The organism is Halomonas sp. CnH100-B, assembly GCF_024124605.1.
GTDB lineage: Bacteria > Pseudomonadota > Gammaproteobacteria > Pseudomonadales > Halomonadaceae > Vreelandella.
The window spans coordinates 658933-673623 of sequence record NZ_JAMXRX010000001.1; the positions used below are offsets into that span (position 1 = coordinate 658933).

Consider the following 14691-nt stretch of genomic DNA (forward strand, 5'->3'; position numbering starts at 1 on the left):
AGGCCCTGCAGCGAGGCGGTCGCAGGCTGCTGACCGCACTGATGGTGGGCTGCATTCGCGTCTATCAATACACCATTAGCCCCTTGTTGGGTCCGCGCTGTCGTTTCTGGCCAAGCTGCTCTTCCTATACCATCGAAGCCATCCAAGTGCATGGCCCTCTCAAAGGCGGCTGGATGGCCGTCAAACGCATCGTGAAATGCCACCCCGGCCATCCGGGGGGCATGGACCCGGTGCCTGGCGGGCGCAGCGAAACGCTATGCCAAGATGATGACGACTGCCCTGCGAACCGCTGCGGTTCGTCCTCCTGCCGCCACTAATGCTTACCCCTGCTTAGCCACCTGATAAATACGCTCTAACATCGCATGCAGGCCATTACTGCGCGTAGGCGATAGGTGTTTGTCCAGCCCGAGATCTTTCAAGAAGTGCGGTTCGGTCTGATTGATCTCTTCGGCTGTGCGCTCACTGTAGATACGCAGCAGCACGGCAATCAACCCTGATACGATAGCCGCATCCGACGTAGCCTTGAACACCAGCTTGTCGCCTGCCTGTTCATGGCACATCCACACGTTGGATTGGCAGCCTTGGATTTTAAACTCGTCGGTACGACGCTCTTCCGGAAAGTCAGGCAGCTGCTTGCCCATATCAATAATGTATTGATAACGATCCATCCAGTTATCAAACATCTCAAACTCTTCGACTAGCTCCTGTTGGGCTAGCTCTGCGCCTGAAGTTGCCATGACGTATCCTTTGGGTTAATGAATCACAGTCGGGGCTATTATAACGTTTCAGCCCCTGTTTTTGGCGGCGTTTTCAAGCGGTGGCGCTGCTGCTCTCGATGCCACTCATCGGCTTCGGTATGTAAGTAGCGGCTGGTGGTATCTAGCTTGGCATGGCGAGCACTTTCCGCTAAGTAGCGTAGGCTAACGCCGGACTGGGCCTGATGAGTGATCGCTGTATGTCTCAGCCAGTGAGGCGTTGCCCGTCGAAGTGCTTCGATATAGGCAGGCTGGCCATCCTGCATTTCGAGCGCATCCGCGGCGTTGGCAAAGGTGTCTTTCATCAATCGATAGAGCTGGTTATCGCTAATGCCTCTGCGCTTATCCAGCGCACGAATCACCGGGGTTGGCTCGTCGTAGCCTGGCTCTGCCTTGAGCCCTAGCGCCACTCGCCATGCTTGCAGGCTCTCCAGCATGTCCGCAGGCACGGGTATGCGGGCCTGCTTACTGCCCTTGCCGACTACCCTCCACCACCAGCGCCCTTCTATCCGATGAAAGTCATCCATGCGGGCGTTGGCCATCTCGCTAATGCGTGGTGCCAAAAGATAGGCAAAGCTAAAGATGAAGCGTCTTCGTGAACTCTCGTAAACGAGCCGCGCGTCATCGCTCTGCGGAGGCTCGTTCAGCCACTGCCAAAACCAGGCCCACAGCGGTTGCTCCAGGTAGCGCTCTATGCCCTGCGACTGATTGTTCATGCGCCGCGCTTTGTCACGCATCAGCACGAAAGGGTTGTGCCCTACCCAGCCAGCCTCCACCAGCCAGCTAAACAAGCCCTGCAGAATGATCAGGCTTTGCCGACGACTCGCGGGCGACAGACCGCTTCTGAAGGGGCGCCATTCAGGATGCTCACGAGGTTTTGACGGCCCTACCCACGCTGCCCGTGGCTGAGGGTCTTCTAGAAAAGCTTCGAACTGGCGCAGCGCCTCACGGTTCATATCACGCAACCCTTTACCTTGGCTGGCTAGCCAAAGCAGCAGTCGCTCGGCCTCTCGCCGATAGCTTTTGAGCGTTTGCGGGCTGTCACGATACTCCGTAAGCCACAGCAACACGGCCTGATGGTCGTTTTCTGCCTCGATACGTGGGGGCTGGGTAGGCGCTGAGACAGATTGGCTTGTCAGCCAGTGCCCCTCCTCCCTCACTGGCATTGCAGAGGAGAGATCGAGGCTGTGCCCATTCTTTGTCGTTTCTGGTGGCATCTCAGCGCCCTTTTAGTCGTCATCCATTCAATGCGTTAAGTGTGACGCTACTATTCTATAAATTCAAGATAATGACAATAATCTTGAATTTCACTGCCGTTAAATAAATAACATTACGTTTTATGTAATATGTAATAATTGTGTTTTGCTCGTAAAGTCAGGACAATGCCGTTCAAGCAATGTCACTCAACGCATAAGGATCACGCCATGGCGCGCAGCGGAATTCAGTACAGTGATGTTCAACAAGCTATCGATACGCTACTGGCCCGTGGGGATAACCCCAGCGTGCAGCGTATTCGGGAGGTGCTCGGCACCGGCAGTTTTACGACCATCAGCGAACACTTCCGGCTATGGCGAACTGAGCGCGAGCAGAATCGCGACGTACCGCCACCCAAAGGCGTGCCGGAAGTCGTGGTCAATGTAGCCAGCGAGCTATGGCGCGAAGCGCAAGAAGTAGCTAACCAAGCACTCGCGCACTACCGAGAAGATGCCAATCGTCAGGTGGAGAGCGCACAGCAAGAAGCCGCCGAAGCGCTTCAACAGGCCGCCAATGCCGAACAGCGTGAAAGCGCCCTGGCCGAGCACCTTCGCCACACCGAACAGCGCCTAGAGGCGCTGCACCGCGAGCTTGGCGAGAGCCAGACCCATGAGCGTCATTGGCAGCAGCAGGCAGAAAAAGTGGCTCAGGAAGTCATCCACTACCGCGAGCAGCTCGATCAAGCACAGCGCGCGCTCAAAACGGATCAACAACGCTTTAGTGAGCAACAGGCCGCGCAGCAAACGGCTTGGGAGCAGCGTCTGGCCCAAGAGGAGCAGCGCAACGAAGCGTCGGAAGGTAAATTGATGGCGCTGTTGGACACGCTGCGACAAGAGCGCGCTCAAGAAGAGAAAGCGCTACAAAAGCGCTTACAGCAATGGGAGCAGCGTGCAGAGGCACTCACCAAGGAGTTGCAGCAAAAAAACGATGCGATTCATCACTACCAGCAAGAAAACAGCGCTTATCAGCAGCGCCTGACAGAGCTGGAACGCCACAATGCAGAGCTACTAACACAGCGCAACGAGCTGCAGGCGAGCCTGGACAAAGCCACGCAGGCGCTGGAAACACATCAGCAACAGGCGCGAGACAGTGACCATTGGCAAGAGCAGTTATGGCAGCGCATGGCGTCACTGCAAGCACAGCTAGCGGATCTGCCTAACACGCTGATCAGTAGCAGCGATGATACGCCAGACACAAAAAAGCCATCCCGATAAGCGGGATGGCCAAGCATGACTCGAGGATGGGAGCGACGAGGGTCCGTATCCGTGTTAAGACTGGCTCGGCTCGCCGCTCTGTTCCTCAGGTAGTTCCCACGTCCCCTTCTCCGTCCAGGGGTCGTTTTCTGGAAACTCTTCGATGTTGATCTCGGGGTCATCGTAATCGGGCTGATAACGCAGATCGTAATGCGCTGCGCGCACCATGGAGATCATCAACAGCACGGCAATCAACAGTAGCGGTACGCCGCTAACGATACTGGCGGTCTGCAGCGTTTGCAGTCCGCCCAAGAACAGCAGTGACATCGGCAGTAGCGATAGCGTAAAGGCCCAAAACAGACGATGCCAGCGCGCAGGCTCTTTATCGAGTTTCTTCTCGGCCGCGGACGAAAGAATGTAGGCAATGGAATCGAACGTGGTGGCGGTAAAAATCGACAGCAGTATCACCACCGCGAGCGTGACGAGCCAAGACAGCGGCAACTGGCTAAGCACGGCATAGAAGGCTGCATTCGCCGACTGTTCGTTCATAACTTGAATGACGTCCAGCGTGCCGGATAGCTGCAGATAAAGGCCGTAGTTGCCGAGGATGATAAAAAATAGCGCACAACCCAGCGAGCCAAAGAAAATCGATCCCGCCACCATGGTCTTGATACGGCGCCCTTTCGAAATACGCGCAATGAACAGCCCCACGGTCGGCGCGAACACCAGCCACCACGCCCAGTAGAAAATCGTCCATGACTGGTGGAAACCAGTGTCCTCGAATCCACCCAACGCGCCAAACGGCTCGGTCCATGTCGCCATTTCGATCAGGTTGCTGAGCATTAAGCCGATAGAATTCAGGCCCGTATCCAGGATGAACACCGTTGGTCCCATTACCAGTACGAACAGCAGTACGGCGAGGCCCAGCCACATATTGATGTCCGACAGCATTTCGATGCCGCCCTTCAGGCCACGCCAGGCACTCACGGCAAAGATGGCTGTCGTGCCCACTAGCACGGCAATTTGGCTGCTGGCATTGGGCGTGAAAGCGAATAGATTGCCAAGCCCTTCATTGATGAGAGGCACCAAAATACCCAGCGACGTCGCGCCGCCACCCAGCATGCCGAAAATAAACAGAATATCGATAATGTTACCCAACCAGCTTCGAGCCAGCTTTTCACCCAGCACGGGGCGAATGGCTTCACTGATACGCAGCACTTTGTGTTTACGCACGTGAAGAAAGTACGCCATGGGCAATGCCGGCACGAGATAGATCGACCATGCAATCGGCCCCCAGTGGAACATGCCATACGTAGCCGCCCAGGCGGTTGCCTCTTCGGAAAAAGGCGCGACATGGAAAGGCGGGTTTTGCAGGTAATACATCCACTCCACCATGCCCCAGAAGACGACCGCCCCACCAATGCCTGCAGCAAACAGCATCGCGCCCCACGATAGCAGCGAAAACTCTGGTTCGGCATCGACATCGCCTAACTTGATCTGTCCTATGTCGCTAAACACGATGTAGAACATGAAGCCCAGCGATGCGACGCCCATGGCGAGATAGAGCACGCCGAAGTTGGTGGTCACGAAGCTTTGCGCCGCCATCACCCACACCCGCCCCATCTCTGGAAACAGAATGAGAGGCAGCGTCACCGCCAGCAGCAGGCCTAGCGATCCGAAAAAGATAGGTTTATGAATATTAGAAAACACAGATGAGCGTTTAATGGCCGTCTCTCCATGGCACTTTGTAGGAACCCGCTAGGCATCATCGCCCAGGGAATAGCTTTACAATAGTTTTACATGGAATCATCGTTGATCGCTAGACGGCGCTTTAGTGGCTCGAATGATGAAACGCTAACGATAAAAAAGCCCAGCAGTGCTCTGCTGGGCTTTGTACCGACGCTCTGCTGCCTTTAGCTCAGTGTCTACCAAGCCAATGGGCAGCCATAGGCTTAGCGATAATAGGCGTTCGTGGTATCCGTGTGGTCGGTCACGTCGCGGATACCGGCAAGCTCGGGAATACGGTCCATCAACGTTTTCTCGACACCGTCTTTGAGCGTGAGATCCACCGCGGCGCACCCTTGACAACCACCGCCAAAGGCCAGGATCGCGACTTTGTCTTCGGTCAGCTCGACGAGCTTGATCTCACCACCGTGGGCCGCCAGACCAGGGTTGATTTCGCTATAGAGCGTGTAATTGATGCGATCTTCGAGCGGACTATCGGCATTGACCTTCGGCATCTTAGCGTTGGGCGCCTTGATGGTCAGCTGGCCACCCATGCGGTCAGCATTGAAGTCGACCACCGCTTCTTCCAAGAATGCGAGGCTGTTCTTGTCGAGAAAGACATTGATCTTCTCGAGTTCGAGTTTGACGTCCGTCGGCTCTTCTTCCCCAGGGCGGCAATAGGCCAGACAGGTTTCTGCATAAGGTGTGCCGGGCTGAGTGATGAAAATGCGTACGGCAATCCCCTCGACGTTCTGCTTTTCCAGCAGCTCGGCAAGGTAGGTTTGTGCACTGTCGGTAATATCAATACCAGGCGCTTCGATAGTCGTGGTCATAAGGGATGTTATCCTCCCGTGGTAGTGGCACGGCCACTTCACATGTCATTTGTGCCTATGGTAAGCAAAACCGCGAGCCGACACAATCCCGAGTGTTTTAGTCGGCTATTGCCCACGCTTCATGAGCACGTCTAATAAAGATGCTGCAATAACTTCACGACCAGGCTTGCTGCCCTATGGTGTGCCCTTTGGTATGATAGCCGCCGCTCAATGACTGACGACGACGATAAAAATACCCTTTCCGACTGAGACGCTGGAGATTTTCCCCTGCCATGGCTGCTAGCGATTTGACTGCTTCCCTTACCCAACGCCTTGCCCAACGCATTCTGATTCTGGATGGCGGCATGGGCACCATGCTGCAGAATGCTCAACTCAGCGAGGATGACTTCCGCGGAGAGCGCTTCCGCGACTGGCCGTCGGATTTGAAAGGCAACAATGATCTACTGGCGCTAACCTGTCCGGACGTCGTCGCCCGTATCCACCGCGATTATCTGGAAGCTGGCGCGGACATATTGGAAACTAACACGTTCAACAGCACCCGGTTGTCCCAGGCCGACTACGGTATGGAAGATCTGGTGCCTGAGCTCAACCGCGAATCGGCACGCTTGGCGCGTGAGGTGTGCGACGCCGTCGCTGCGGAAACCGATGTGCCGCGTTATGTGGCTGGGGTTCTCGGGCCAACGTCACGCACGGCATCTCTCTCACCCGACGTGAACGATCCCGCCAAACGCAACGTCACTTTCGACGAACTGCGAGAAAACTATTACGAAGCGGCCAGTGCCCTGATCGACGGCGGCGCAGACCTGATCATGATCGAGACGATCTTCGATACGCTCAACGCCAAAGCCGCTATTTATGCGTTGGAAGAGCTGTTCGATGATCTCGGCCGTCGTTTGCCGGTCATGATTTCCGGCACGATTACCGATGCCTCAGGACGTACGTTATCCGGGCAAACCACGGAAGCTTTTTGGAACTCCATCCGTCATGCGAATCCGCTTTCGGTAGGCTTGAACTGTGCCTTGGGAGCCGAAGAGCTTCGCCCCTATCTGGAAGAGCTCTCCGTTAAAGCCGATACGTTCGTTTCTGCCCACCCCAACGCGGGTTTGCCGAATGAATTTGGTGAATACGACCAAACTCCAGAAGAGATGGCCGCGATCGTCGGCGAGTTTGCCCAAAGCGGCTTGGTCAACATCATTGGCGGCTGCTGCGGCTCGACGCCAGAGCACATCCGCGCCATTGCCGAGGCCGTGCGCCCCATGGCGCCTCGACAAGTGCCCGAGCGCAGCAGAGCGTGCCGTCTGTCTGGCCTCGAACCCTACAACATCGAAGCCGACTCTTTATTCGTCAACGTGGGCGAGCGTACCAATGTCACCGGCTCGGCCCGTTTCAAGCGCCTGATCGTAGAAGAAGATTACACCACGGCGCTGGAAGTGGCTTTAGAGCAGGTCGAAAACGGCGCGCAGATCATCGATATCAACATGGACGAAGGCATGTTGGAATCGAAGGAAGCCATGGTGCGCTTTCTGAACCTAATTGCTGGCGAGCCGGACATTGCCCGCGTGCCCATCATGATCGACTCCTCGAAGTGGGACATCATCGAAGCGGGCCTGAAGTGCGTTCAGGGCAAGGCAGTGGTCAACTCGATCTCGCTGAAAGAGGGTGAAGCCGCCTTCCGCGAACAGGCCACCAAGTGCCGTCGCTTTGGTGCCGCCATTGTCGTCATGGCGTTCGACGAAGAGGGCCAGGCCGATACCTTTGCGCGCAAAACCGAAATCTGCGAGCGCGCTTACCGGCTGCTCGTGGATGAGATCGGCTTCCCGCCCGAAGACATCATTTTCGACCCGAACATCTTCGCCATCGCTACAGGCATCGAAGAGCACAATAACTACGCCGTGGATTTCATCGAAGCCACCCAATGGATTCGTGAACACTTGCCCCACGCCATGATCTCCGGCGGCGTGTCTAACGTGTCGTTCTCGTTCCGAGGCAACAACCCGGTACGTGAAGCGATCCACTCGGTATTTCTTTACCACGCCATTCGTGCGGGCCTCACCATGGGTATCGTCAACGCTGGGCAGCTGGCTGTCTACGATGATCTGCCCGCCGAGCTGCGAGAAGCCGTAGAAGACGTCGTGCTCAACCGCCGCAGCGACGGCACCGAACGTCTCTTGGACATTGCCGATCAGTACAAGGGTGACGGCAGCGGTGCCGCGAAGAAAGAGGATCTCGAGTGGCGCAGCTGGCCGGTCAACAAGCGTATCGAGCATGCGCTGGTGAAAGGCGTTACAGCGTATATCGAAGACGATACGGAAGAAGCCCGTGCACAAGCTGCCCGCCCCATCGAGGTGATCGAAGGCCCGCTGATGGATGGCATGAACGTGGTCGGTGACCTATTTGGGGCAGGTAAGATGTTTTTGCCCCAGGTGGTCAAGTCCGCCCGCGTCATGAAGCAGGCGGTTGCGTACCTGATTCCCTTCATCGAAGCGGAAAAAAGTGAGGATACCCAGGCCAAGGGCAAAATCGTGATGGCCACGGTCAAGGGGGATGTCCACGACATCGGCAAAAATATCGTGGGGGTCGTGCTGCAGTGTAATAACTACGAAGTGATCGATCTTGGCGTCATGGTGCCCACCGAGAAAATTCTCCAGGCCGCTATTGACCACAACGCCGATATCATCGGCCTCTCTGGCCTGATTACCCCGTCGCTGGACGAGATGGTACACGTGGCCAAAGAGATGCAGCGCCGCGGCATGGACCTGCCGCTGCTGATTGGCGGTGCCACCACCTCCAAAGCGCACACGGCAGTTAAAATCGAACCGCAGTACGAGCACCCCGTTATTTACGTGACGGATGCTTCCCGTGCGGTCGGCGTGGCTGGCAAGCTGCTGGCCCCCAACTTGAAACCGGCTTACGTGGCCGAGATTCGCGAAGAGTACGAAAAAGTGCGCGAGCGTAATGCCAAGCGCCGCCCCAAAGCCGCCGACCTGGATTACACCCAGGCGCGTAAGCGGCGCTTTCGCACCGATTGGGCGACTCATACCCCTGCCAAACCAAACACGCTGGGATTGATGACCTTCGACGATTACGACTTGGAAGAACTCGTCGAGCGGATCGACTGGACCCCCTTCTTTATGAGCTGGCAGCTCGCTGGCAAGTACCCGAAGATTCTCAACGACGAGGTCGTGGGTGAAGCCGCCCAGAGCCTGTTTGCTGACGCGCAAGTGATGCTGCGCAAGTTGATCGATGAAAAGCACGTGACAGCGCGCGGCGTGATTGGCCTGTGGCCTGCGAATAGCGTGGATGATGACGTGATCGAAGTCTACGCCGACGAGAGCCGCACCGAGGTGGTCGAGCGTCTACACCATATTCGCCAGCAAACCACCAAAGGCCGTGACGGTATCTGCTACAGCCTCGCTGACTTCATCGCCCCTAAAGAGAGCGGCAAACCCGACTGGATCGGCGGCTTTGCGGTGACCACGGGGCACGGTGTGGACGAGCTCTCCAAAGCCTACGAAGCTGCCGGTGACGACTATAACGCCATCATGGTGCAGGCGCTGACCGACCGCTTGGCCGAAGCGTTTGCCGAGCGCATGCATGAGCGGGTGCGCAAAGAGTTTTGGGGCTACGTGCCTGAAGAAACGCTAGACAACGACGCGCTGATTGCCGAAAAGTATCAGGGCATTCGCCCTGCCCCAGGCTATCCGGCCTGCCCGGATCACACTGAAAAAGCCACGCTGTTCCGTTTGCTGAACGCCCCAGAGAATACCGGCCTGACGCTGACGGAGAACTTCGCCATGTGGCCAGCGGCAGCCGTGTCGGGCTGGTACTTTGCCCACCCGCAGTCGAAGTACTTCTCCACGGGCAAAATCACTCGTGATCAGGTCGAGGTACTGGCCGAGCGAAAGCAGATGTCGCTTGCCGAGATGGAGCGTTGGCTCTCGCCGGTGCTCTCCTACGACCCTAGCTGATTCGTCCGAACGAATGTCGCCAGTGGTTCGCCGCCAAGGTAAGGTCATGCGTTTGGCCTTTCCTATCATGCTGGGCATGCTCTCGCAGAGCGTGCTCAATTTGATCGACGCTGCCTTGATAGGCCATTTAGGCCAGGAGGCACTGGCCGCCGTGGGTATGGGTGGATATGCCATGTTCATGATGACGGCGCTGGTGTTTGGCCTATCCTCCAGCGTGCAGTCGCAAACCGCCCATGCAACGGGCGCTAACCACATGTGCCCTACCCAGCCCCTGCGCGCAGGCATGGTCATTGGTTTGGCCGTAGGGTTGCCGCTCTCTTGTATGGCATGGTGGCAAGCCCCGGCGCTGATCCATCTGATATCCCCCGCAGACGACGTCACACAGCTTGCCATCGATTACTTCCGCTGGCGCGTCATCGCGCTAACCGCCATCGCGCTGACCCTTTGCTTACGTGGCTACTGGAACGGACGGCAGCAAACGCATCTCTATCTACGTATCATCGTCGTGGTCCATGCGGCTAACGTGGCGCTCAGTGCGGCACTCATCTACGGGGTCGCGGGGTTGCCTGCGTTGGGAGTAAACGGCGCTGCGATCGGCACCACGCTGTCACTTCTACTGGGGCTGGGGATCTGGGGAAGCATCACTTGGCGGCAGTGTCATCCCAGCACTTCCTCAATGCTTTCCTGGGAAGACGTCAGATCGACGCTGACGCTTGCGTGTCCGCATTCGCTGCAACAGCTTTGGTTTGCCGCCGGTTACGTGGTGCTTTTTTGGCTGCTGGGTCAACTCGGCACGTCGAGCGTGGCGGTCGGTCACGTCTTGGTGAATCTTTCCTTGCTACTGATTTTGCCGGGCGTCGGTGTGGGAGTCGCTGCCATGAGCCTTGTCGGAGAAGCCTTGGGCCGCGACGACCAACAGGCCGCCCACCGCTGGGGCATTGACGCTCTGAGCGTTGCCGGTATGCTGCTGACTGTTCTAGCGTTACCCATGCTCGTCATCCCCGAGCCGATTTTGGGCATTTTCTTTACCGATGAGGCGCTGGTGCAGTTAGGGAGACTGCCCCTGCAAATTACCGGCCTGATGATCGTGCTCGACGCCGCTGCGCTGGTATTGGCACAGGCCCTGATGGGCGCTGGTGCGCAGCGCACCGTCATGCTGCTCACCTTAGGGATGCAGTGGCTACTCTTTTTACCACTGGCTTGGTGGGTGGGTATTTGGCTGGGTTACGGGTTGGTCGGGGTCTGGTTGACACAGCTCTTTTACCGACTGCTCAACTCTACTGGCTTTTTGTGGGTATGGCAGCGGCGACGCTGGCTCGCCCACGGGTTTCGATAGTCGTTTGAAATAGCATTTAACGATAAAAAGATAATTATATATTCTTTTGTAGAATATGACGCCCGCGTTAAGGTGACGGCACATTACCGTCCGTCTCGACGTGACCATTTCGCTTTTAGCAGGATCGTGCCACATGTACCGTTATGATATTCACGACCAAACGCTGGTTGACGAGCGCGTAGCTCAGTTCCGCGATCAGATGGAGCGCTACCAAGCCGGACGCTTGGGAGAGGAAGAGTTCCGCCCCCTGCGGCTGCAAAACGGCCTGTATATCCAGAAACACGCGCCTATGCTGCGCATCGCCATTCCTTACGGCATGCTGGCAGGCCAGCAATTGCGTGCCCTGGCCGAGATTACGCGCCGCTACGACCGCGGCTATGGCCACTTCACGACGCGCCAAAACCTGCAGCTCAACTGGCCTGCACTCGAAGACGTGCCGGATATCTTGGCCGAGTTGGCCAAGGTACAGATGCACGCAATCCAAACCAGCGGTAACTGCATCCGTAACACCACTAGTGACCAGTTTGCTGGCATTGCCAATGACGAAGTCGAAGACCCGCGCCCTTGGTGCGAGCTCATTCGTCAGTGGTCTACCTTGCACCCGGAGTTTGCTTACCTGCCGCGCAAATTCAAAATTGCGGTAAGCGGGGCCGCCCAAGACCGCGCTGCGATTCAGGTTCACGACATTGGCCTGCGCCTGTGGCGCAATGCTGACGGTGAGCTGCGCGTCAAGGTGTTGGCAGGTGGCGGTTTGGGCCGCACGCCGATGATTGGCGACGTAGTACGCGAAGACCTGCCCTGGCAGCACCTGCTGACCTATCTCGAAGCGTGCGTGCGGGTGTATAACCAGTTCGGTCGCCGTGATAACAAGTTCAAGGCGCGCATCAAGATTTTGGTGAAGGCGCTAGGTATCGACGAGTTCCGCCGCCGAGTCGACGAAGAGTGGGCGCATCTGAAAGATGGACCTCAGACGTTGAATCAAGCCGCCGTCGATGCTGCCAAAGCGCACTTCCCCGAGCCGGAGCGCCGCCCGGTGGCCGACAACGCGGTGGCAGCGTTCGACCAACTGCGTAGCGAAAACCGCAGCTTCGCGCGTTTCGTCACCAATAACGTGACCGACCACAAAGTGCCGGGTTACAAAGCGGTCACGCTGTCATTGAAGCGCCGCGAGCATGCTCCGGGAGACGTCACTGCCGACCAAATGGAAGCCGTGGCCGATCTGGCGGATCGCTACAGCTTTGGCGAAGTGCGGGTGACTCACGAGCAGAACTTGGTGCTGTCAGACGTGCCGGTCGACGAGCTCGAAGCGCTTTGGAAAGAACTGGATGCGCTGGGAATGGCCAACCCCACCGTTGGCACACTGAACGATATCATCTGCTGCCCCGGTGGCGATTACTGCAGCCTTGCCAATGCGGTCTCCATTCCCATTGCCCAGGCGTTGCAAGAGCGCTTCGAAGACCTGGATTTCCTATACGATTTGGGTCCGCTCGACCTGAATATTTCAGGCTGCATGAATGCCTGCGGCCACCACCACGTCGGCCATATCGGCATCCTTGGCGTCGATAAAAAAGGCGAGGAGTATTACCAAGTCTCGATTGGCGGTAATTCAACGGACGACGCCTCGCTGGGTAAAATTCTAGGCCCCTCTTTCTTCCGCGAAGACGTGCCGGGCGTGGTCGAGAAGGTACTCGAAGTGTATGTGGCTGAACGTCACGAAGATGAGCGCTTCCTGGATACGTATCGCCGTATTGGCCTAAAACCCTTTAAGGAGCGTGTTTATGCCCAGCAATGATACCCAAACCGAGGCCGTAGAACAGACGCCGGTTCATGTCGATCACTTGATCGACAACGGTGAGCTGGCTGCTGAAAATGCTTGGTGCGTCTCCTACGATGCGCAAACACTGCCCGAGCAGCGCCCTGCGTTCGTGCCACTCGCACTGTGGCAAAGCCATCAGGATGATGCAGAGCTGGCACCGCTGCTGGCGAGCGACACCGAACTCAACGCCGAACTGGCCAGCGAACTCAAGATGGCCCCTGCCGTCGCCGTAGATTTCCCGGCCTTTACCGACGGGCGTGGTTACACCATTGCGCGTTTGCTGAGAGAGCGTTATGGGTTCACGGGAGAGATTCGTGCGGTCGGCGACGTGCTGGTCGATCAGTTGGATTACATGCGTCGCTGCGGCTTCTCGACCATGGCGTTACGAGACGATCAGCACCCTGAGGATGCACTGCGCGCCCTCAATGCGTTCAGCGTCCGTTATCAGACCGACGTGGAAGAGCGCCAAGCTCTGTTCGAAAAGCGCCTAGCTGCTAGCCAGTAACCCCGCTAGCATATCGACAACGCCGACAAGGATTTGCCCTTGTCGGCGTTTTTTGCGTTTAACCGCGCCGTTTCTGCTGACGCTCGCGGTTATTGGCTTTGGCGCGGTCGCTTTTGCGCAACATCACCCAGGTCGCACCCAGTCCGCCCTCTGAAGGTTGTGCGGAGACGTAGGCCTGCACCTCATCGAACTGGGTGAGCCACTTGGCGATATAAGAGCGCAACACGTTGGCCGGGCTATCCAGCTCCCGCCCACGTCCATGAACGATCAGCACCGAGCGTAAGTCATGGGCATAGGCTTCTTGGATGAAGGGGAACAGCATACGCCGACACTCCACTAACGGGCGCCGTAACAAATGGAGCTGTGCTTGCACGCTGTATCCGCCATGCTTCAACTTATCGACCACGCCTTGTTGAATGCCTTCACGGCGGAACTCGATAGGGTCGAAGGGGGGCAGTAAATCGACGAAATCGTCCGAGAGAAAGTTACGCTCATCCAAACGCTCTTCTGCGCTTTCACGCCGGGCCAATTGGGCTTCTGATGGCCGTTGACGGTGGGGACCTGTATCCGCGCGGTTGCGCTTGGGCAATGGCTTCACATCGCCCACTAACGCGCGGAAGTCCATATCATCACGAAGTGACTGGCTCATAACAGGCTCCTCCGATAGGGTCTAAGGCCTAGACAACGCTACGTATCGTAGCAAAATCACCGACACTGCTTAAGACTTGTCTTGTGGCATGACGTTCTTCACTCTACACAGCCACACGTTACCTAGGAATGACGCATGATTTGGGCAAAGCGATTGGTATGGTCACTGTTGGCTGGATTGATGGGCGTTGCCGCTTGGCTCTGGCTGACCATGCTCAGCCCTTGGTTCTATGAGCGCCCCGAAGAACTACCCGACATCGAACAGCGCACCCACCAAGTGTTCGTGTACGGCACGCTGCGCTACTGGCCTATCCGCTGGATCGTCATGGGGACGTCAGGTTCCCCTGAGCCTGCGCGACTAGAAGGATTCGAGCGTCAGGGGTTGGATCTTGTGGCCCGTGCGGATAGCCACGTCGATGGGCTCCTGCTAACCGTTTCGCCCCGTGCGCTGGCGCGCCTCGATCGTTATGAACGGCTTGGCGTTCGCTATGAGCGCGTGACGCAGACGCTGGCCGATGGCAGCACTGCCTGGGTCTACGTTCGGCTTCCAGAGGTCAGCCTGCTCGATAGCGCTCCTGCCCAGGGGATAGCTCTGGTACCATATGACACGTTGCCAGTGACCGCTCAACGCTTGGTCGCCCTGCCCACCACTTAGGAT

12 protein-coding genes are annotated in these 14691 nt (G+C 57.2%); 7 read left to right on the top strand and 5 right to left on the bottom strand.

Going from position 1 to position 14691, the window contains the following annotated elements:
* The first annotated feature begins 41 nt into the window (after positions 1–41).
* Complete coding sequence (yidD, locus tag NH398_RS02965; RefSeq protein ID WP_253016568.1) at positions 42–317, top strand: membrane protein insertion efficiency factor YidD; 276 nt, start codon at positions 42–44, stop codon at positions 315–317.
* Between the two features lie 3 nt (positions 318–320).
* On the opposite strand, the gene NH398_RS02970 is transcribed toward yidD, so the two are convergent.
* Both NH398_RS02970 and NH398_RS02975 read right to left on the bottom strand, forming a co-directional pair.
* Complete coding sequence (locus NH398_RS02970) at positions 321–737, bottom strand: SufE family protein (RefSeq protein ID WP_159342189.1); 417 nt, start codon at positions 735–737, stop codon at positions 321–323.
* A gap of 38 nt (positions 738–775) precedes the next feature.
* Complete coding sequence (locus NH398_RS02975; protein ID WP_253016379.1) at positions 776–1972, bottom strand: site-specific integrase; 1197 nt, start codon at positions 1970–1972, stop codon at positions 776–778.
* Between the two features lie 207 nt (positions 1973–2179).
* Between NH398_RS02975 and NH398_RS02980 the strand changes: the two genes are divergently transcribed.
* On the top strand, positions 2180–3223 hold the full coding sequence (locus NH398_RS02980) for a DNA-binding protein (protein WP_253016381.1): 1044 nt from the start codon (positions 2180–2182) through the stop codon (positions 3221–3223).
* Between the two features lie 54 nt (positions 3224–3277).
* On the opposite strand, the gene NH398_RS02985 is transcribed toward NH398_RS02980, so the two are convergent.
* Both NH398_RS02985 and nfuA read right to left on the bottom strand, forming a co-directional pair.
* The gene (locus tag NH398_RS02985) at positions 3278–4912 is read right to left on the bottom strand and encodes a BCCT family transporter (protein ID WP_253016383.1); all 1635 of its coding nucleotides are present in this window, start codon (positions 4910–4912) and stop codon (positions 3278–3280) included.
* A 242-nt stretch (positions 4913–5154) separates the two neighbouring features.
* On the bottom strand, positions 5155–5760 hold the full coding sequence (gene nfuA, locus NH398_RS02990) for a Fe-S biogenesis protein NfuA (RefSeq protein WP_159342187.1): 606 nt from the start codon (positions 5758–5760) through the stop codon (positions 5155–5157).
* A gap of 272 nt (positions 5761–6032) precedes the next feature.
* Between nfuA and metH the strand changes: the two genes are divergently transcribed.
* From metH to NH398_RS03010, 4 genes are all read left to right on the top strand, one after another.
* Positions 6033–9728, top strand: a complete 3696-nt coding sequence (metH, locus tag NH398_RS02995; protein WP_253016385.1) for a methionine synthase — start codon at positions 6033–6035, stop codon at positions 9726–9728.
* 13 nt (positions 9729–9741) lie between these two features.
* The gene (locus NH398_RS03000; RefSeq protein ID WP_253016387.1) at positions 9742–11064 is read left to right on the top strand and encodes an MATE family efflux transporter; all 1323 of its coding nucleotides are present in this window, start codon (positions 9742–9744) and stop codon (positions 11062–11064) included.
* Positions 11065–11197: 133 nt separating this feature from the next.
* A complete protein-coding gene (locus tag NH398_RS03005; RefSeq protein WP_159342184.1) occupies positions 11198–12856 on the top strand; it encodes a nitrite/sulfite reductase in 1659 nt (552 codons plus the stop codon).
* Positions 12843–13385 carry a DUF934 domain-containing protein gene (locus tag NH398_RS03010; RefSeq protein WP_253016389.1) on the top strand — a complete coding sequence of 181 codons (543 nt, stop codon included), beginning with the start codon at positions 12843–12845 and terminating at the stop codon, positions 13383–13385. Before NH398_RS03005 ends, NH398_RS03010 begins: the two co-directional genes overlap by 14 nt.
* Before the next feature lie 58 nt (positions 13386–13443).
* Here NH398_RS03010 and smrA read toward each other — a convergent pair whose 3' ends face one another.
* The gene (gene smrA / locus NH398_RS03015; RefSeq protein WP_253016391.1) at positions 13444–14034 is read right to left on the bottom strand and encodes a DNA endonuclease SmrA; all 591 of its coding nucleotides are present in this window, start codon (positions 14032–14034) and stop codon (positions 13444–13446) included.
* 135 nt (positions 14035–14169) lie between these two features.
* Here smrA and NH398_RS03020 point away from each other — a divergent pair, with 135 nt between their 5' ends.
* Positions 14170–14688, top strand: coding sequence for a gamma-glutamylcyclotransferase family protein (locus NH398_RS03020; RefSeq protein ID WP_253016393.1), 519 nt, complete (start codon positions 14170–14172; stop codon positions 14686–14688).
* Positions 14689–14691: the final 3 nt, after the last annotated feature.

What these genes read in the sequence shown, in the direction of transcription:
- metH (WP_253016385.1), top strand. Translation starts at nt 6,033, where the DNA reads ATGGCTGCTAGCGATTTGACTGCTTCCCTTACCCAACGCCTTGCCCAA.
- yidD (WP_253016568.1), top strand. Translation starts at nt 42, where the DNA reads ATGGTGGGCTGCATTCGCGTCTATCAATACACCATTAGCCCCTTGTTG.
- NH398_RS03005 (WP_159342184.1), top strand. Translation starts at nt 11,198, where the DNA reads ATGTACCGTTATGATATTCACGACCAAACGCTGGTTGACGAGCGCGTA.
- NH398_RS03010 (WP_253016389.1), top strand. Translation starts at nt 12,843, where the DNA reads ATGCCCAGCAATGATACCCAAACCGAGGCCGTAGAACAGACGCCGGTT.
- nfuA (WP_159342187.1), bottom strand. Translation starts at nt 5,760, where the DNA reads ATGACCACGACTATCGAAGCGCCTGGTATTGATATTACCGACAGTGCA.
- NH398_RS02980 (WP_253016381.1), top strand. Translation starts at nt 2,180, where the DNA reads ATGGCGCGCAGCGGAATTCAGTACAGTGATGTTCAACAAGCTATCGAT.
- NH398_RS03020 (WP_253016393.1), top strand. Translation starts at nt 14,170, where the DNA reads ATGATTTGGGCAAAGCGATTGGTATGGTCACTGTTGGCTGGATTGATG.
- NH398_RS03000 (WP_253016387.1), top strand. Translation starts at nt 9,742, where the DNA reads ATGTCGCCAGTGGTTCGCCGCCAAGGTAAGGTCATGCGTTTGGCCTTT.
- NH398_RS02970 (WP_159342189.1), bottom strand. Translation starts at nt 737, where the DNA reads ATGGCAACTTCAGGCGCAGAGCTAGCCCAACAGGAGCTAGTCGAAGAG.
- smrA (WP_253016391.1), bottom strand. Translation starts at nt 14,034, where the DNA reads ATGAGCCAGTCACTTCGTGATGATATGGACTTCCGCGCGTTAGTGGGC.
- NH398_RS02975 (WP_253016379.1), bottom strand. Translation starts at nt 1,972, where the DNA reads ATGCCACCAGAAACGACAAAGAATGGGCACAGCCTCGATCTCTCCTCT.